This is a genomic window from Myroides albus (genome assembly GCF_009711045.1).
Lineage (GTDB): Bacteria > Bacteroidota > Bacteroidia > Flavobacteriales > Flavobacteriaceae > Flavobacterium > Flavobacterium album_A.
The window spans coordinates 15,666-33,742 of the sequence record NZ_WMJX01000018.1 but is presented as its reverse complement, the minus strand read 5'-3'; the positions used below and the strand labels follow the sequence as shown (position 1 = coordinate 33,742).

Here is an 18,077-nt window from a genome sequence, read left to right as displayed (position 1 = left end):
TAAAAAAAGAGTTCAATTAGATTTAGTAAAATCGCATTGAACTCTTTTTTTAGTTTACGGTTTTGGTTGTTCAAAAATCTTGTGTTTATAAGTTTGTTTCTCTGTTATCCTAAAGTATCCAAAAGCTTGTTTGTCTGGAGAGGTTAGGTTCTTTACATTGCCTTTTACTTGACCTGGAGGTACTTGAAAAGGGCCACCTGCAGAATTAGTGTTTGATGTAAGTTGTTTTAGATAATTGTAATAGTTTCTTGATATTTGATAAGAACTAATATTTATTTCATCATCAACTTTTGTATCCTTGTCAATGTATAGCTTTTCGATTTGATTTCCTTTCGAATGTTCATTTGAAATTACACTTAAGTAAGGTCGGTCGTTGTTGCGCTCTATTTTGCTGTAATAGTAATTAAGAGTGCCATCTTCCTTTGGCGTATCTTGGAAGTAATACCTTAACACATATAAATCTTCGTTGATTAGTTTTTCTCTTGTTTGTTTTAATTCAGTAATGACAGGTGTACTTAAAAGTATCTCATTTGCTTCATATACATCATTGTCGTACTCTATGTGAAGTTTGTATTTTTTGTTGATTTCTTTTGGAACTTCAGTTGATATATAGACTCCTGTATTATTCATTTCATGGAAGGTATAAGTTGTACCATTCTCTCTTTCGACCCAAACGATTGCATTATTTACAACTGGGATATTGGAGTTGTAATAGTCTGTAGTTAGAGATAATTTAATTTTTAATGTATCATTGATGTTTTCAGGGGTAAAATCAATATTTCCCTCTACAACTAATCTTGCTGGAGCAGTAGGGAGATCCAAATCAATTACCTTTTCACATGAGGTTAAAAGAAAGTAACTAATGATTATGGAATATAATAGATATGCTTTTTTCATGTTTTTAAAATTTAAAATTATAAGTAACACTTGGTACTAATCCAAATATTGACATACGTACTGCTTCATTCTGTCCTCTCACATCTTCATTTTCTCTGAAGGTTATAGATGCTGCATTAGATCTACCATACAAGTTGTAGATTCCGAAGACCCATTCTCCTTTCCATCTTTTTGTAGAGTTTGGATTTGGTATATAGGTAGCGGACACATCTAAGTGGTGGTAAGCAGGAAGATTATGTGCATTTCTTTTGCCAAAGTTAGGGACTCTCACACCGTCATATTCATATTGACCTTCAGGATAGGTTATAGGTCTACCAGATTGTAGTGTGAAACTTGCACTAAAACTCCACTTGGGATTTAGCTCATACATTGCTGTAACAGATAAATCATGTAATTTGTCATAAGGAGTTTTATACCATTCGCCATTGTTTATACCAGGTTCATTAGCATTTCTACCAGGTGTTCTTTGTTCTGATTTGGAAAGAGTGTAGGCAATCCAACCAGTGAGTGCTCCTGTATTCTTTTTAAGCATTAACTCTAAACCATATGCTCTTGATTCTCCATTTAGTATAACTCGTTCTATAGCTTCATTTCCAATTAACTCTGCGCCGTCTATATAATCAATACTATTTTTACCTTTTTTAAAGAATGCTTCTGACTCGATACTATATTTTCCGTCATTTAAGTTTTGAAAATACCCAAGCGCAACTTGATCTACTAATTGTGGTTTTATATATGAACTACTTGGCGTCCAAATATCTAAAGGAGTTGGAGCAGATGTGTTTGAAATTAACTGTATATATTGTGTCATTCTATTGTAACTGGCTTTAATAGATTGATCGTCATTTATGGCATAAGAAATACCAAATCGCGGTTCAATATTAGTAAAGTTATCAATTGATTTCCCTTTGCTATACGATTTAGTTCCTATTGGATCCGCCATATCATATATACCTAAATCAGCGTTATAAATAACAGCCTGATCGTTTTCATACAAATTAATTGTTTCTTTACCTACACGGTTAAAATTAGATAATCGAAGTCCATAGTTAAAACTAAAATGTTGTCCAATATGTTGTTCTGATTCGATGTATGCATTTGTTTCTAAGGCATATTTATTGTCAATCTTCTTGTAGTTAATTGGTGAATCTGCTTTAGTAGGTTTTATTGTACCAGGTGCAAAATCATAATAAGTTGAGACAGCACCGTATTTTAGTTGCCAATTTGGTTTTACGTCATGCGTAAAGTCTAGCTTGAATTGATATGTTTTAATACCAGAATCCCATTTGAAACCTACCAAATCCATATCTAAACCATAGTAGTAATCACTGTAAATTAAAGAAGCATTACTTACCAAATTATCATTGAAAAGGTGGTTCCATTGAAGTGAAGCTGCTGTATTTCCAAAGTTATTCTTTAGCAAATCAGTGAAGCTAAAAATATCTCTACCAAAATACCCAGAGAAAAATAATTTGTTCTTAGGCGACAAATCAAAGTTTAGTTTTGTATTTAAATCATAAAAGTAAGCAGAGTTTTTGTTGTCTGACATTTTTAAGAATAAATGAGCATATGAAGCCCTACCTGCTACTAAGAAAGAGGATTTATCTTTTTGTATAGGGCCTTCCGCCATAATTCTACTTGAAATTAAGCCAATACCTCCCATAGCGTTAAAAGCAGTATTGTTTCCCGTTTTTTGGAATACTTCTAATACTGAAGAAGATCTCCCTCCAAAACGAGCTGGAATTCCTCCCTTGTAAAGTTTGATATCCTTAACAGCATCTGAATTGAAAACAGAGAAGAAACCAAACAAGTGTGAGGAACTATAGATAGGTGCATCATCCAGAAGGACTAAGTTTTGTCCAGCAGAACCTCCTCTAACGTTAAAACCAGCTGCTCCTTCTCCTGCATTAGTTACACCAGGTAATTGAAGAATTGATTTTAGAATATCTGTTTCACCAAGAACAACAGGCATTTTCTTTATGTCTTGAATAGAGAGTTTATTCACGCTCATTTCAGGAGTTCTGATATCAGCTTTCTTGTCATTTTTTACAATAATCAGCTCATCTAATTGCTTGCTGTCCTTTACTAATTGAATGTTTAATGTGTAATCATCTGTTAGTTCTAATTTTCTAGATTGATTTTCATAACCTAAATAGGAAACAGTGACAGTATACTCTCCTGCAGGAAGTTGAAATTGGAATTTACCCAATTCATCTGTGGAAGTTGCATATTTAGTTCCTTCTATATAGACAGTAGCTCCAATTAAAGGAGATGTTTTATCCATAATTTGTCCTTGAAAAGTCAATAGCTTTTGAGAATAGAAACTTGACATCGCATGGGTATCGATAGAAAAAGTTGACAATACTCCAATATGAAGTATTATGCCAATTAATAAATTGGTAAACTTTTTGTGTTTTCTCATTTGTAGTGTTTTTAATTTCAATGTAAATGTAGTAAAGGTAGTAACGTAAATATTAATTAAATATATATACCTAAAAGAGTATTATTTTAATGGTTTTCAAATAAATAATAATAAATTATAAGTTTGTAGAGTATTGATTATCTACATTTGTTTGTATGAAGTCACTTTGGAAGATATATTCAAACTTTTGGTTGAGAAATGTGATGGTAGTTCTTATACTATTATCCATTTTTACTTTTGCCGCTTCTGTAGATCGTGGAGATCGAACGCTTCCTGAAATATGGAAAGAACTTCTACCTACCTTTTTCATTATTTATGGAGCTATCATGGGAAGTAATATTATATTGATTAAGCGTTATGTCATGACCAAACAATATGATAAGTTCTTTCCTTTATCGTCTTTTTATTGGGCAACAGTTGTCATAGGAATAGCATATATGAATATGTTAACAGGAGATTTTGACTCCTGGTTGATAGAAATTGTCAATATTCTGTTTTTTGCCTTTTTAGGTACGGGTGCATATTTTATTCACTTATGGATATTTAATGATATTACGGTTAGAGAAAAACGCCTTGTCTCTACTGTAGCAGAATTAGATTTCTTAAAGATGCAACTCAATCCTCATTTTCTGTTGAATGCTATGAATAATCTCTATGGAGAAGCTTTGACTAATCCAAGTGAAACGCCTGAACGCATTTTGCAACTTTCTCATTTACTTCGCTATCAGTTAGAAGCGACAAAGAAAGAATTTATCAGTTTAGAACAAGAGATTGATTTTTTGAAAGAGTATTTTAACTACTATAAGTTTAGAAGTAATAATCTTATAGTGGATATTGCTTATGAAGGAGATATATCAAAGTATAAAGTACCTCCTCTTTTGTACTTTAGTTTAGTAGAAAATGCTATTAAGTTTGCTCTGCAAACGGAAGAACCCTTTATAAAGTTAAGAGGAACTGAAAAGAATAATCATTTGTTTTTTGAAATTGAGAATAGTTGTTTAGCGGATGAGTTGATACAGACAGGGACAGGAGTGGGGATAAAGAATTTAGAGCGTCGATTAGAAGTGTCAAAGTTGAAATATAAATTTACAAGGACTAAATCGAAGAATTATTATAAAACAAAATTAGAGTTATGGGAGTTACCTATAAATGTTTAATTGTTGATGATGAGAAACCTGCTCATCAAGTACTTTTAAGTCATATTAATCAATGTGCCGACTTAGAATGTGTAGGGCATGCATATAATGGTAAGGATGCGTTGTTATTTATGCAAGAAAAGGATGTGGATATTCTTTTTTTAGACATTAATATGCCTTTAGTTTCTGGATTAGAATTTTTGGAAATGTTATCTGTAAAGCCAACAACTATTGTTACAACTGCTTATTCCGATTATGCATTAGAATCTTATCAGAATGATGCAGTAGATTATTTATTGAAACCGATTTCTTTTGCTAAGTTTTTAAAAGCAGTAGAAAAAGCGAAAGTATTTTGTAAAGATAAGCTTCAATTGAAGGAAGTACCTTCTTTTATTACCATCAAAGAGGATGGGATGGATTATAAAATTAATTTAGACGATATTATTTATGTAGAAAGTGCAGGAAACTATATCAAGATATTTACGAACAGCCGACGCAAGAGCTATTTTGTGTATGGCTCTTTAGTAGGGATAAAGAATGACCTATCTGGATCTAATTTTGTTCAAGTTCACCGTTCTTTCATTGTCAATAAATTGAATATAAAAGAGCGCTCTATTGGCAAAATGACTATGACAAACAATGATGAAGTTCCAATAGGAAGAAAGTATCAAATCTTGTTAGATCAATAGAGGATAGAGCTATTGCGATTAGCATTTGTAGATGCGTTTATTGTCTCTATTCGCTTTATTAGATTGATAGAATCGTATGAAACAGAAATAAGAAAAGGTCGTCAATATATTGACGACCTTTTAATTTTATACTTAATCTATAATTTATGCTATAGATGAGATAATTTTATTCAAAGTAGCACTTGGACGCATAGCGTTTGAAGTGGCTTCTTGATTTGGTTGATAGTAACCTTGGATAGCTTGAGCTTTTCCTTGAGCACTAATCAACTCTTCATTAATTTTTGCTTCATTAGCAAGCATCTCTTTTGCAATTGGAGCAAATTTAGCTTTTAAGTCAGCATCTTTGCTTTGGTTTGCTAATGCTTCTGCCCAGTACATTGCTAAGTAGAAGTGAGAACCGCGGTTATCTATTGAACCAACTTTACGAGCAGGTGATTTGTCGTTGTCTAAAAATTTAGCTGTAGCTTCATCTAAAGTTTCAGCTAAAACTAAAGCTTTAGCATTATCTTGAGTTTGGCTCAAGTGCTCAAATGAAGCACCCAAAGCTAAGAACTCTCCTAATGAATCCCAACGTAAATAACCTTCTTCAATGAACTGCTCAATGTGTTTTGGAGCAGAACCTCCTGCACCTGTTTCGAATAATCCCCCACCATTCATCAATGGTACAATAGATAACATCTTAGCTGATGTACCTACTTCTAAGATAGGGAATAAGTCAGTTAAGTAGTCACGTAATACGTTACCTGTTACAGAAATAGTATCTAAACCTTGACGAATTCTCTCTACAGAAACTTTCGTAGCCTCTACCGGATTTAAGATTCTAATATCTAAACCAGTCGTATCGTGATCTTTTAAATAAGTATTTACTTTCTTAATAATTTCTCTATCGTGAGCTCTGTTTTCGTCTAACCAAAAGATAGCTGGTGTATCAGATAAGCGAGAACGGTTTACAGCAAGTTTTACCCAATCTTGAATTGGAGCATCCTTAGTTTGACACATTCTGAATATATCTCCATTCTCTACATTTTGTTCGAAGAAGATATTACCTTTTTCATCAGATACTCTAATGATTCCGGCAGCATCTGCTTGGAATGTTTTGTCATGAGAACCGTATTCCTCTGCTTTTTGAGCCATTAAACCAACGTTAGGTACAGATCCCATTGTTGTAGGGTTATAAGCACCATTCGCTTTACAGTCTTCGATTACAGTTTGATATACACCTGCATAACAACGATCTGGAATAATAGCTAATGTATCTTGTTGTTTTCCTTCTTTGTTCCACATTTGACCTGAAGTACGAATCATAGCAGGCATAGAAGCATCAACAATAACATCCGATGGTACGTGTAAGTTAGTAATTCCCTTGTCAGAGTTTACCATTGCTATTGCTGGTCCATTAGCTATAGCTGTATCAATAGCTGCTTTTATTTCGCCTTCTTTAGCATGTCCTGCAATTTTAGCGTATAAATCTCCTAATCCATTGTTAGGTATGATTCCCAATTCAGCAAAAACGTCTGCATACTTTGCATATACATCCGCAAAGTAACCTTCTACTACAGCTCCAAAGATAATTGGATCAGACACTTTCATCATCGTTGCTTTCAAGTGAGTAGAAAATAGAATACCTTTTGCTTTAGCTTCTTCTTTGCATTCAGAAACAAATGCTTTTAATTTATTTAAAGTCATTACTGATGAGTCAATAACTTCACCTGCTAATAAAGGTGCAAAATCTTTTAGCAATTTAGTGCTACCGTCTTTCGCAATGAATTCAATTTTGAATTTGCCATTTTCAGCAACAGTTACAGACTTTTCTGTTCCATAAAAATCTCCTTCTGACATAGAAGCAACATTTGTTTTAGAACTTGCAGTCCATGCTCCCATTGAGTGTGGGTGTTTCTTTGCATAGTTTTTTACTGCTTTTGGAGCTCTACGGTCAGAGTTACCTTCACGCAATACAGGGTTTACTGCAGAACCTAATACTTTTGCATATTTTGCTTTAATAGCTTTTTCTTCGTCATTTTTTGGTTCAGCTGGATAGTTAGGAATAGCATACCCATGTGCTTGTAATTCTTTTATAGCAGCATTTAATTGTGGTAATGAAGCAGAGATATTAGGTAATTTAATAATGTTTGCTTCTGGTGTTTTTGCTAATTCACCAAGTTCTGTTAGAGCATCGCCAATTTTTTGGTCCTCTTTTAAGAATTCTGGGAAGTTTGCAAGGATACGACCTGCTAAAGAGATATCACGTGTTTCTACATCTATATTTGCTGTTTTAGCAAAAGCTTGAACAATTGGCAAAAATGAAAACGTAGCTAACATTGGAGCTTCGTCTGTTAACGTGTAAAGGATTTTAGATTTTTGTGTCATTCTTTTTTATTTTAAATGAAAACAATATTATCAAAGACTTGAGTCTGTTCGTTTTTCAAAACTTTAAGGCAAATATACTAAATCATTAATACAATTGTTAGTAAAATGCCCCTTAGTTATAGCGATTTATCAATTTGATATTCTCGTCTTTCTATATTTCGAAATCGGTATATTTTGATATAATATTTTGTCAATTAATGAAAAAAGGTCACTCATAGTTGAGCGACCTTTTTTATATATTTTATCTATTCAATAGTTTTTTCCACCATGGACGTTCTTCAGTTTCCATTTCTTGACCATATCCGTAACCATATCCGTAACCATATCCATATCCTCCATAACCTTTTGTTGTAACAGTGTCATTTAAAATGACAGACATATTCGAAAGTTTTCCTTCTTTATGTAAGTCATTTGGAAGTTTTAACATGCGTTTATCTAAATAGTTAGCTCTCGCAACATAAATAAATGTATCTGCATATTTGGCTACCAATAATGTATCTGTTACTAAGCTAATAGGAGCTGTATCTACAATGATATAATCATATTTGTTTTTCAATTCTTCAAATAATTGACCAATTCTTTCTCCCATAAGCAATTCTGCTGGGTTAGGAGGTATTGTACCTGCTGGTAAAGCGTAGAAGTTGTCATAACCATCTACTTTTACAATGAATTGATCTATATTTTCTTCTTTTCTTAATAAGTAATCTGATACACCTTGAGTAGGTAGCATAATGTAATCATCTAAGCGAGGATTACGCAAATCAAGTCCTATTAACAATGTTCTCTTACCTGATAAAGCAATTGTCGCTGCTATATTTACAGATGTAAAAGTTTTTCCCTCTTTAGGGAAAGTAGAAGTTAAGAAGATCATTTTTGCTTTTCCTTCTTCCGTATGACTTAGCATAAATTCTAAGTTGGTACGAATGATACGCAATGCTTCTGCAGTACTTGTTCTACTTGAAACATCGACAATTTGCGCGTTATTATCTGAGTGTGGAATATCTCCTAAGAAAGGTAAATTAGTTCCCTCCTCAATGTCAAGACGCGTTTTCACTTTTGTGTCTAATAAACTGCGCAAGTAAATAATTGCAAAAGGAATAAGTCCTCCTAAGATTAAAGCAGCCAATAATATAATTGCTTTTTTAGGTGATACAGGCTTATCCGAACTTTTTGCTAAGTCGATCACTTTAGCATTTAAATCTGTTGCAGCTAACGCAATTGCTGTTTCCTCTCTTTTTTGGAATAAGTAAAGGTAGATTGCCTCTTTTACTTTTTGCTGTCTATCAATAATTCTAAACTCTCTTTCCTGTCTTGGAACTTGAGAAAGTCTATTTTTAATTTCTGATTCTTTACTGGCTAATTCCTTTTGTGTAATTTTTAGAGAACTCTGTAGCGTAATTAAGCTTTCCATAACTGAAGCTTTCATTGCTGAAATTTGGTTGTCTAATTTGATTACAGCAGGGTTTTTTGAAGTTGAGCTTGCGCTAATTCTATTTCTATCTAATACTATTGTATTATATTGATTAATCAAGCTATTCGAACTTGCATCTGAAGAAATAATATTTCCAGGGATAAGTTCATTAGGCTCACTTTTTTTCAAAAATTCAATCATTGAAGTAACCACTTTTAATTCGGTTTCATTTTCAATGATTTGCTTTTCATATACATTAGTATTCTGTAAGTACAGACCTAATTCTGTTGGTATATCTGTAATATTGTGTCTGGATTTATATCCCTCAACACTTTTCTCTACATCACCTAATTCTTCAGTGATTAAATTTAATCGACTTTCAATAAATTCAGATGTCTTTTCTGATATAAATCGCTTGTCTGCAATTGCCGCATCGTTGTATAAGGTAACTAATGTGTTTAGATAGTCAATTGCTTTAGTAGGTGTTGCATCAAGTAAAGATAAGTCTAAAACACTTGAAAACTTATCAGTAGGAGCGATTTGAAGGTTTTTTACATAATCATCTACCACCTTTTGTACTGGAAATATCTCTACAGTAACATCTCTAATTGGCTCTTCTTCTTTTTCCTCTTTTAGTTTTTTAAGCGTAGGCAGGGGTTTTTCTTGATTTTTAGTAACGACTAATGTTCCTAAAACAGTTTCAATATTCTCTGTATACTTATAAGTTCCAATCTCTTCTTTATCTTCATTTAATAAAGTAAATTGGTTCTCATCGATATTTTTTACATAAAAAGTATAGCGTATAGTATCAAAGTCAAATACGCGCTTTACAAAGTTGAATGAAATAGGTGTGTCATTGTATAAATTGCTCTTTACGACTCTGCCTTCATTTATATATGCAATGTTAAGTTGTAGTCTGCGTACAGTGCGTTCAGCTAAGCTTCTCGACTGTAATACTTGCATTTCATTCTCAACGTTACTCTTACCACCCGATAATAATCCTAAATCAGAAAAAGCTGCCATCTCAGAAGCGATACCACCACCCCTTTTTTCATCTTTTACGATTATCGTAGTATTTATTTTGTATGTCTTTTCTGTATATCTTAAATATACAAAAGCCAAAATAATAGTAATAATTACACTAACAACAAACCAGCGCCAGTGAATTAAATATTTTTCTAATTCTTCTCTTATATTAATGTTGCTGTTGTCGTTGTTGTCAAATTTGTTTTCCATAGTAATTATTTAGTTGATAACGCAATAATAGTAACAAGAAGTGAAAGTGCTGATAGACCTAAACTTAAGTTCGGTCCCACTACTGAAGAATTTACTCTTGTTTTATTTGGTTCTACATAGACGATGTCATTCTGGTTCAAATAGTAGAAAGGTGAATTCATAAAGTCTGATTTTGTCATATCCACGCGGATAGGGACTCTATGACCGTCAATTTCTCTGATAATTAAAACGTTTTCTCTTTTTCCATAAACAGTCATATCACCTGACAAAGCAATTGCTTCTGATAAGGTTAATCTTTCACTGTTTATTGAGTGGACTCCTGGTTTATTAACTTCTCCTTGAACAGTTACTTTAAAGTTCATTATACGCAAGTTAATAATAGGATTGTTGATGTATTGTCCGATTTCTTTTGATAGGTAGTTAAGAGCGTCTTTACGCGTCATTCCTCCTAATTTTATATTTCCTAACACTGGGAATTGAACATACCCGTTGTTGTCAATTAAGTAGAGTTGTTGTTGCATTTGACCTGTACCTGCTGGATTAAGAGGGTTTGAGGTCATACTGTTGATTAAGTTGAATGGAGCTGCTGCTTCAACATCTTCTGCTGAAACGATAATCATTAACAAATCATCAGGTTGTAGTCTTGTTTGAAATTTTGTATCCTGTAAATTGTTCATTAATACACTGTCAGCATCTTGGTAGTACACTATTTTCTCTCTTGATGCACAAGAGGTCAATAGAAGTGTAAAAACTGCAATTACAACAGTTATATTTAAGGAAATTCTACTTTTCATTTTCTTTTTTTTTGTGCAAATATAAAATTTAAAGATAGTCAAAAAAATAAAAATGTAATTTAGGTTTCGCAATTGTTGTGTTTTGACGAGTCATTACATTTTTAAATAAGTCTGATTAGTGATACTTCTTTGTGTTTTTTCTTAGAAATAGAACTGTTATAGAAAAGGAAATGTATATAATCAAACAATCCTTAATAATTTAGTATTAAGGATTGTTTGATTAAAAAGTTAATTTTTTCTTACGCAATTCAAAGTTTTGTCCTAAGTATACTTTTCTGACCATTTCGTCCGCAGCAAGTTCTTCAGGAATTCCAGCTTTTAGGATTCCTCCTTCAAACATTAAGTATGTTTTGTCCGTGATTGCTAAGGTTTCTTGCACGTTGTGATCAGTGATCAAGATTCCAATATTCTTGTTTTTTAGCTTTGCTACGATTCTCTGTATATCTTCTACTGCTACAGGGTCAACTCCTGCAAATGGTTCATCTAATAATATGAATTTTGGGTCGGTAGCTAATGCTCTTGCAATTTCGGTACGACGTCGCTCTCCTCCTGAAAGTAAATCTCCTCTGTTGGTACGGATATGTTCTAAGCTAAATTCTTCGATTAAAGATTCCATCTTTGCTATCTGTTCCTGTTTAGAAAGTTTAGTCAATTGCAGCACACTCAGTATGTTGTCTTCAATACTTAATTTTCTAAATACTGAAGCTTCTTGTGCTAAATATCCAATACCATGTTGAGCTCGTTTATACATTGGGAAATCAGTTATATCTGTATTGTCAAGATATATATGACCCGCATTGGGTTTTACAAGTCCCACAATCATGTAAAAAGAAGTGGTCTTTCCAGCTCCGTTAGGTCCCAGTAGACCAACGATTTCTCCTTGATTTACTTCAACAGAAACTCCTTTTACTACTTTTCTCTTTTTATATATTTTGATGATATTGTCTGCTCTTAATTTCATTCTTACTCTGATTTAGTAATATTGGTATTGGCTAACTCTTTTCTCTTATTTGATCCTTGTACGAATTTAGAAATATATATACTAACTTCATAGAGAATTAATAAAGGTATTGATACGATGATTTGACTAACCACATCCGGAGGTGTAATGACTGCCGCAACAATCAAAATTAGTACAATCGCATACTTTCTGTAATCTCTTAAAAATTCAGGGGTAACTAAATTCATAACAGACAGAAAGTAAATGATAATAGGTAATTCAAAAACTAATCCACAGGCAATAGATGTTGTTTTAACAAGACTGATATACGAGTTTATATCAATTTGATTTTTGACAATCTCGCTGACCTGGATATTTGCTAAGAAATTAATCGATAATGGAGTTATCATATAATAGCCAAATAATACTCCCAAGAAGAAGAGCAAAGAGGATACTACAATAAATAGCTTCGCATATTTTTTTTCATTTTTGTATAAAGCAGGGCTGATGAATTTCCAAACTTCCCATAAAATAAAAGGCACAGCAATTATGAAACCTGCACTGATACACGTCCATATAATTACAGAGAATTGACCATCCATTGTACGGTTCTGTATTTCGAAAGGTAATTCTTGATTGCAAAAGCCATCTTCAAAATTAAAGTATTGGGCTACTTTGCAAAACATTTTATATGTAATGAAATTGGGATCTTTGGGGCCAAAGATTACTGTGTTAAAGATGAAGTCCCTAAAGAAGAATGCTACAGCACCTCCACCTAAAATAAATATAGATGAGCGTACCAATAACCAACGTAATTCTTCTAAATGATCAAGGAAAGACATTTCCTTTTTTTCGTTCTTTACTTTTTTCGTCATAATTTTAAACTATTCCTTCTTTAAGGATATCATGTAAATGTATCACACCAGCGTATTCTTCATTGTCTGTTACCAATAGTTGAGTGATTGAATTATCCTCTAATATCGACAATGCTTTTGATACATGTTGGTTGACATCTATTGTTTTTGGATGTTGAGTCATGATATCAGCGGCTACAAAGTTAGCTAAAGAATCGCTTTTTTGTAGCATACGACGCAAATCTCCGTCTGTAATGATACCAATTATTTTATTATTTTCCACTACAGCTGTCACACCGAGGCGTTTTTCTGATATTTCGACAATCACATCTTTGATAGAAGATGTAGGTGAAACTGCCGGTTTGTTTTGACTTTTCAAGATGTTCTTTACCAATAATAACAGTTTTTTACCTAAAGCTCCTCCAGGGTGATACATTGCGAAGTCATTTGAAGTGAATTGTTTTAACTCAATTAAACAAGCAGCAAGGGCATCTCCTAATACTAATTGAGCTGTTGTACTATTCATAGGGGCTAAATTATTTGGATCAGCTTCTCTGTCTACTTTTGACAGTAATACAAAATCAGAGCCTTTCGCCAAGAAAGAGTTTTCGTTAGCTGTTATGGCGATTAATTTATTGCCTTGTCTTGTTAACAATGGAGTTAATACTTTTATTTCTGGACTATTTCCACTATTTGAAATACAAATGACACAATCTTCAGGTTGTACGATTCCCAAGTCACCATGTACAGCTTCTGCAGCGTGCATATAAATGGCTGGAGTACCTGTTGAGTTGAATGTTGCTACTATTTTTGCGCCAATTAGTGCACTTTTGCCTATTCCTGTCACTACGATTCGCCCTTTGCAGTTGAAGATAGCCTCAACAGCATGTGCAAAATCATCAGATAAATAATTAACAAGTTTCTTAATGCTTTCACTTTCAGATAACAAAGTGTTTTTAGCAGTATTCAGTATAGTTGATGTTGTATTCAAAATTAGTGAATGTTAAATGTTTAGGATTGAACTAAAGAAATTTTGTACCTTTAGGTACTGCAAATTTATGTAAAATACCATACAAAAATAATGAAATCAACTGAATTTGACTTGTACAAGGAGTTAAAGAGATTTTTCGGCTTTTCACAGTTTAAAGGTCTACAAGAGGATGTAGTTAAAAGTATTATTTCGGGACATAATACTTTTGTAATTATGCCTACTGGGGGAGGTAAATCTCTATGCTATCAATTACCAGCTTTAGTTCTGGAAGGTACTGCTATTGTTGTTTCACCGCTTATTGCATTGATGAAGAATCAAGTAGATGCAATACGCAGTTTGTCAACAGAGCACGGTATTGCGCATGTATTGAATTCATCTCTTACTAAAACAGAGGTGAATCAAGTTAAGCAAGATATTAAAAATGGTGTAACTAAATTGTTATACGTTGCTCCTGAATCTTTAACAAAAGAAGAATATGTCACTTTTTTACAAGGAGAAAAGCTTTCTTTTGTCGCAATAGATGAAGCTCACTGTATATCTGAATGGGGGCATGACTTCCGTCCAGAATATAGAAATCTTCGAAATATCATAAAGCAATTAGGAGATATTCCTATTATAGGGTTAACTGCAACTGCAACTCCAAAGGTTCAAGAGGATATTCTTAAGAACTTGGAGATTCCAAATGCAAACGTGTTTAAGGCTTCTTTTAATAGACCTAACTTGTTTTATGAAATTAGACCCAAAACTAAAAATGTTGAATCTGACATCATTCGCTTTATTAAACAGAGAGAAGGTAAATCAGGTGTAATATACTGTTTGAGTCGTAAGAAAGTAGAAGAAATTGCGAATGTTTTGCAAGTAAACGGTATTAGTGCTGTTCCATATCATGCTGGATTAGATGCTAAAACTCGTGCAAAACACCAAGACATGTTCTTGATGGAAGAAGTAGATGTTGTTGTTGCAACAATTGCTTTTGGTATGGGAATCGATAAACCAGATGTGAGATATGTAATCCACCACGATATACCGAAATCGCTTGAGAGTTATTATCAGGAAACTGGTAGGGCTGGTCGTGATGGCGGTGAGGGATATTGCCTTGCTTATTACTCTTATAAAGATATAGAGAAACTTGAGAAGTTTATGGCAGGAAAGCCAATTGCGGAACAAGAAATTGGCTTTGCACTATTACAAGAAGTAGTTGGATATGCTGAAACTTCTATGTCGAGAAGAAAATTCTTACTTCACTATTTTGGAGAAGAATTTGATGAAGTAAATGGCGAAGGTGCTGATATGGATGACAACGTCCGAAATCCCAAGAGTAAAATCGAGGCTCAAGATAGTGTCAAGAAGGTAATTGAAGTCGTTCGCGATACCAAACAGATTTACAAGACTAAAGAAGTGGTGAATACTTTGCTTGGAAAGCTTAATGCTTTAATTAAAGTGAATAAAACGGATAATCAAGTTTATTTTGGTTGTGGAAAAGAACACGACGATAAGTACTGGATGGCTTTGATTCGTCAAATGCTTGTTGCAGGACTATTGAAAAAAGATATTGAGACTTATGGTGTTTTGAAATCTACTGAGGCAGGACTTGAGTATTTGGAGAAACCTTACTCTTTCTTGATGACTGAAGATCACGTATATTCAATCTCAGATAGCGAACAAGATTTAGGTGTTTCAAAATCTGCCTCTGTGGTAGACGAGGTACTGATTGGTATTTTGAAAGATTTACGTAAGAAAGTTGCCAAGAAATCAAGTGTACCACCTTTTGTGGTGTTTCAAGATCCTTCATTAGAAGAAATGGGGCTGAAGTACCCTATTACTCTTGAGGAAATGGCAAATATCATTGGAGTTAGTGATGGTAAGGCCAAGAAATATGGTAAAGAATTTGTCGAAGTAATAAAGAAATATGTAGAGGAAAACGACATTATTCGACCGGACGATTTAGTGGTGAAGTCTACAGGTGCTAACTCTGCTCTTAAATTATACATTATTCAGAGTGTTGATAGAAAACTTTCGCTTGATGATATTGCCAAAGCAAAAGGATTAGACATGGATGGTCTATTGAAAGAAATGGAGCAGATTGTTTACTCTGGTACTAAATTGAATATTGATTACTGGTTAGAGGAAGTACTTGATGAAGATAGTCAAGAAGAAATCTACGATTACTTTATGGAATCTGAGACAGACAATATTAAAGTTGCAATGGCGGAATTTGAAGGTGATTATGATACCGATGAACTACGATTGATGAGAATTCAATTTATGAGTAAAGAGGCAAATTAGATTTGTTAACTGATAAATTAAAATATAAAAAGCGAGTTTCTAATTTATAGAAACTCGCTTTTTTATTGATTTGTATTCATCATTCTATGATTAGGAAATAGTACGTTGTGTATTATTGAACTTATTTGTTGTACTCATAACAGTGTAGTACTAAACTTAATTCGCATTGATACACCTTTTGATATGTGTAAATCTGTCGTTTAGTCCTTATAAAGAATGCGCTCACGGTCTGTTGCTATAGTCTTATTATTAACTGATGTCTTTTTGATACAGAGATAAATAATTAAAAAGTACTTAACAACAGGTATCAAATAGAGTAAAAACCAATGTAAAGACAAATTAGCGTCTTTTAGTCTACGCGTGGTTGCAGCCATTGTAGGGGTAGTGATTAGGATATGCAATACTAAAGCATATGGCCAGTTTAAAATGCTGCGGTTGTAAAGGTCGATATTGTCTATCAAGCGATAAATAACAATAGTCGTCAATGCATAGATTATCGAATAAATAAAATATTCGGTTCTATTAGCTCTCCCGGTTATGTTAAAAAGATAGTAATAGATCTTGGAGAAAAAGTTGTTTAGCACTTGGTTTTAGATTTAATTATGAGTTATATCTCCTTCGTACAACTCTCCACGATGTGGTTTTAGGACATCTCTTAGTTGGAGCATTTGCTCATCATTTACGACAATATAAGCCAAGCTGTATGATTCGTTTATATTTTCCATGTCAATTATCGCAATAGGAAGTTTTTCGATTGCGATGTACTCTTTTAAGTGAATGACATGGTGTTCTGCTGTTTTTGAAGCTCCAGGTCCTCTGAAGTCCCAGATTAATTTTATTTTTCGTTCCATAGTGTTGTAAAGTTCTTGTCAAAAGTAAATAAAATATGTTGATTCAAGTAAGCGAATCTTTAACAGTATTCAATCCAAAGCAATAGTGAACATCAGAATGAATCATATCGCGTCGTTTGTATGTGGTGGCCTCTTGTGTTTTAATCATCGCGATTGTGGTATATAGGGTGTTAAGTAGTGTTAGCATTCAAAGGAAATGTTAGGTGTATGATTTCATATTGATAGGTAGGTGGTCGGCTAAAAAACAGGGTAAATAAGCCGATCATAAGCCGATCATAAGCCGACCACATGCCGATCACAAGCCGACCACCCCCTTTTGTTTTCAAATTTCATTAGCAGTTGTACTGTTGTTTTAAATAGATTAAACAATTGAATTTTGAATTGCAAACAGAGATAAATTAGTGGTTGGTGAAGTGCTAATGGGATTGATCTTAGCATTGCTTTAAAGAGAGGTCTGAGTCTTAAGTGGAAGTGTTAGTCAAAAGGCAAGTGATTAGGTAAAGTGTTGCCAATAAGAGAATCGAGAATAATGCATGGGCTTGTTTTTGAATCACATAAAATGTTTTGAGTTTGGAAACAAACAAATCACAGCAAAACATTGGGCATTGAGAGAAGTAATTAGATAAACAGTTTCTTTTTTTGTATTTTTGGATTTGATATAATTAAAAAAGAAATGGCAAAAGAATTTGTAATATTAGTTAATGAAAACGACGAGGAAATAGGAGTAATGGAAAAAATTGAAGCTCATGAGAAAGCTTTGTTGCATCGTGCCTTTTCAGTTTTTATTTTAAATGACAAGAATGAAGTTATGCTCCAACAAAGAGCATCAGAAAAATATCACTCCCCTTTATTATGGACCAATACTTGTTGTAGTCATCAACGAGCAGGAGAAACAAATATAGAAGCAGGTAGAAGGAGAATGGTGGAAGAAATGGGTTTTGAAGTACCGTTAAAAGACGTTTTTAGTTTTATTTATAAAGCTCCGTTTGACAATGGATTGACAGAGCATGAGTTTGATCATGTAATGATAGGATATTACAATGGCGAACCAACTGTTAACCGAGAAGAAGTAGAAGCTTGGAAGTGGATGGGGATAGATGACATTAAAGAAGATATGGAAAAACAACCCGAACTATATACCGCATGGTTTAAAATCATATTCTCGAAATTTTACCATTTTATTGAAGCTCAAAAAAAGTAAAT

The 18,077-nt window shown here is 33.4% G+C and carries 14 protein-coding genes; 4 read left to right on the top strand and 10 right to left on the bottom strand.

The window, feature by feature from the left end; all coding sequences use genetic code 11:
* Nucleotides 1-54 precede the first annotated feature (54 nt).
* Both GJV76_RS09590 and GJV76_RS09585 read right to left on the bottom strand, forming a co-directional pair.
* Nucleotides 55-897, bottom strand: a complete 843-nt coding sequence (locus tag GJV76_RS09590) for a DUF4249 domain-containing protein (protein ID WP_155092394.1) — start codon at nucleotides 895-897, stop codon at nucleotides 55-57.
* A gap of 4 nt (nucleotides 898-901) precedes the next feature.
* Entirely contained in the window at nucleotides 902-3,229 is a 2,328-nt protein-coding gene (locus GJV76_RS09585; protein ID WP_373425579.1) for a TonB-dependent receptor, read from the bottom strand.
* A gap of 245 nt (nucleotides 3,230-3,474) precedes the next feature.
* Here GJV76_RS09585 and GJV76_RS09580 point away from each other — a divergent pair, with 245 nt between their 5' ends.
* Nucleotides 3,475-4,476 (top strand): sensor histidine kinase, encoded by a 1,002-nt coding sequence (locus GJV76_RS09580; protein WP_155092392.1) that lies wholly within the window; start codon nucleotides 3,475-3,477, stop codon nucleotides 4,474-4,476.
* Nucleotides 4,452-5,144, top strand: a complete 693-nt coding sequence (locus GJV76_RS09575) for a LytR/AlgR family response regulator transcription factor (RefSeq protein WP_155092391.1) — start codon at nucleotides 4,452-4,454, stop codon at nucleotides 5,142-5,144. Before GJV76_RS09580 ends, GJV76_RS09575 begins: the two co-directional genes overlap by 25 nt.
* Nucleotides 5,145-5,288: 144 nt before the next feature.
* On the opposite strand, the gene GJV76_RS09570 is transcribed toward GJV76_RS09575, so the two are convergent.
* The 6 genes from GJV76_RS09570 to GJV76_RS09545 form a co-directional block, all read right to left on the bottom strand.
* A complete protein-coding gene (locus GJV76_RS09570) occupies nucleotides 5,289-7,511 on the bottom strand; it encodes an NADP-dependent isocitrate dehydrogenase (protein WP_155092390.1) in 2,223 nt (740 codons plus the stop codon).
* Between the two features lie 241 nt (nucleotides 7,512-7,752).
* The gene (locus GJV76_RS09565; RefSeq protein WP_155092389.1) at nucleotides 7,753-10,158 is read right to left on the bottom strand and encodes a GumC family protein; all 2,406 of its coding nucleotides are present in this window, start codon (nucleotides 10,156-10,158) and stop codon (nucleotides 7,753-7,755) included.
* A gap of 5 nt (nucleotides 10,159-10,163) precedes the next feature.
* Complete coding sequence (locus GJV76_RS09560; RefSeq protein ID WP_155092388.1) at nucleotides 10,164-10,952, bottom strand: polysaccharide biosynthesis/export family protein; 789 nt, start codon at nucleotides 10,950-10,952, stop codon at nucleotides 10,164-10,166.
* A gap of 220 nt (nucleotides 10,953-11,172) precedes the next feature.
* Nucleotides 11,173-11,913, bottom strand: coding sequence for an LPS export ABC transporter ATP-binding protein (gene lptB, locus GJV76_RS09555; RefSeq protein WP_155092387.1), 741 nt, complete (start codon nucleotides 11,911-11,913; stop codon nucleotides 11,173-11,175).
* A gap of 2 nt (nucleotides 11,914-11,915) precedes the next feature.
* Nucleotides 11,916-12,734: a twin-arginine translocase subunit TatC gene (gene tatC / locus GJV76_RS09550; protein ID WP_155092418.1), complete on the bottom strand. Its 819-nt coding sequence runs from the start codon at nucleotides 12,732-12,734 to the stop codon at nucleotides 11,916-11,918.
* A gap of 37 nt (nucleotides 12,735-12,771) precedes the next feature.
* A complete protein-coding gene (locus tag GJV76_RS09545; RefSeq protein WP_155092386.1) occupies nucleotides 12,772-13,737 on the bottom strand; it encodes a KpsF/GutQ family sugar-phosphate isomerase in 966 nt (321 codons plus the stop codon).
* 90 nt (nucleotides 13,738-13,827) lie between these two features.
* On the opposite strand from GJV76_RS09545, the gene recQ reads away from it, so the two are divergent.
* Complete coding sequence (gene recQ, locus GJV76_RS09540; RefSeq protein ID WP_155092385.1) at nucleotides 13,828-16,023, top strand: DNA helicase RecQ; 2,196 nt, start codon at nucleotides 13,828-13,830, stop codon at nucleotides 16,021-16,023.
* Nucleotides 16,024-16,223: 200 nt separating this feature from the next.
* Here the strand turns inward: recQ and GJV76_RS09535 are convergent, their stop codons facing one another.
* Both GJV76_RS09535 and GJV76_RS09530 read right to left on the bottom strand, forming a co-directional pair.
* On the bottom strand, nucleotides 16,224-16,607 hold the full coding sequence (locus GJV76_RS09535; protein ID WP_155092384.1) for a DUF805 domain-containing protein: 384 nt from the start codon (nucleotides 16,605-16,607) through the stop codon (nucleotides 16,224-16,226).
* A 12-nt stretch (nucleotides 16,608-16,619) separates the two neighbouring features.
* On the bottom strand, nucleotides 16,620-16,874 hold the full coding sequence (locus GJV76_RS09530; RefSeq protein ID WP_155092383.1) for a hypothetical protein: 255 nt from the start codon (nucleotides 16,872-16,874) through the stop codon (nucleotides 16,620-16,622).
* Nucleotides 16,875-17,547: 673 nt separating this feature from the next.
* Between GJV76_RS09530 and idi the strand changes: the two genes are divergently transcribed.
* A complete protein-coding gene (gene idi / locus GJV76_RS09525) occupies nucleotides 17,548-18,075 on the top strand; it encodes an isopentenyl-diphosphate Delta-isomerase (RefSeq protein WP_155092382.1) in 528 nt (175 codons plus the stop codon).
* Nucleotides 18,076-18,077: the final 2 nt, after the last annotated feature.

Bases quoted from the DNA above. Each gene is read 5' to 3' on its own strand.
- idi (WP_155092382.1), top strand. From the start codon at position 17,548: ATGGCAAAAGAATTTGTAATATTAGTTAATGAAAACGACGAGGAAATA.
- GJV76_RS09590 (WP_155092394.1), bottom strand. From the start codon at position 897: ATGAAAAAAGCATATCTATTATATTCCATAATCATTAGTTACTTTCTT.
- GJV76_RS09585 (WP_373425579.1), bottom strand. From the start codon at position 3,229: ATGTCAAGTTTCTATTCTCAAAAGCTATTGACTTTTCAAGGACAAATT.
- GJV76_RS09570 (WP_155092390.1), bottom strand. From the start codon at position 7,511: ATGACACAAAAATCTAAAATCCTTTACACGTTAACAGACGAAGCTCCA.
- GJV76_RS09530 (WP_155092383.1), bottom strand. From the start codon at position 16,874: ATGGAACGAAAAATAAAATTAATCTGGGACTTCAGAGGACCTGGAGCT.
- GJV76_RS09580 (WP_155092392.1), top strand. From the start codon at position 3,475: ATGAAGTCACTTTGGAAGATATATTCAAACTTTTGGTTGAGAAATGTG.
- recQ (WP_155092385.1), top strand. From the start codon at position 13,828: ATGAAATCAACTGAATTTGACTTGTACAAGGAGTTAAAGAGATTTTTC.
- tatC (WP_155092418.1), bottom strand. From the start codon at position 12,734: ATGTCTTTCCTTGATCATTTAGAAGAATTACGTTGGTTATTGGTACGC.
- lptB (WP_155092387.1), bottom strand. From the start codon at position 11,913: ATGAAATTAAGAGCAGACAATATCATCAAAATATATAAAAAGAGAAAA.
- GJV76_RS09560 (WP_155092388.1), bottom strand. From the start codon at position 10,952: ATGAAAAGTAGAATTTCCTTAAATATAACTGTTGTAATTGCAGTTTTT.
- GJV76_RS09575 (WP_155092391.1), top strand. From the start codon at position 4,452: ATGGGAGTTACCTATAAATGTTTAATTGTTGATGATGAGAAACCTGCT.
- GJV76_RS09565 (WP_155092389.1), bottom strand. From the start codon at position 10,158: ATGGAAAACAAATTTGACAACAACGACAACAGCAACATTAATATAAGA.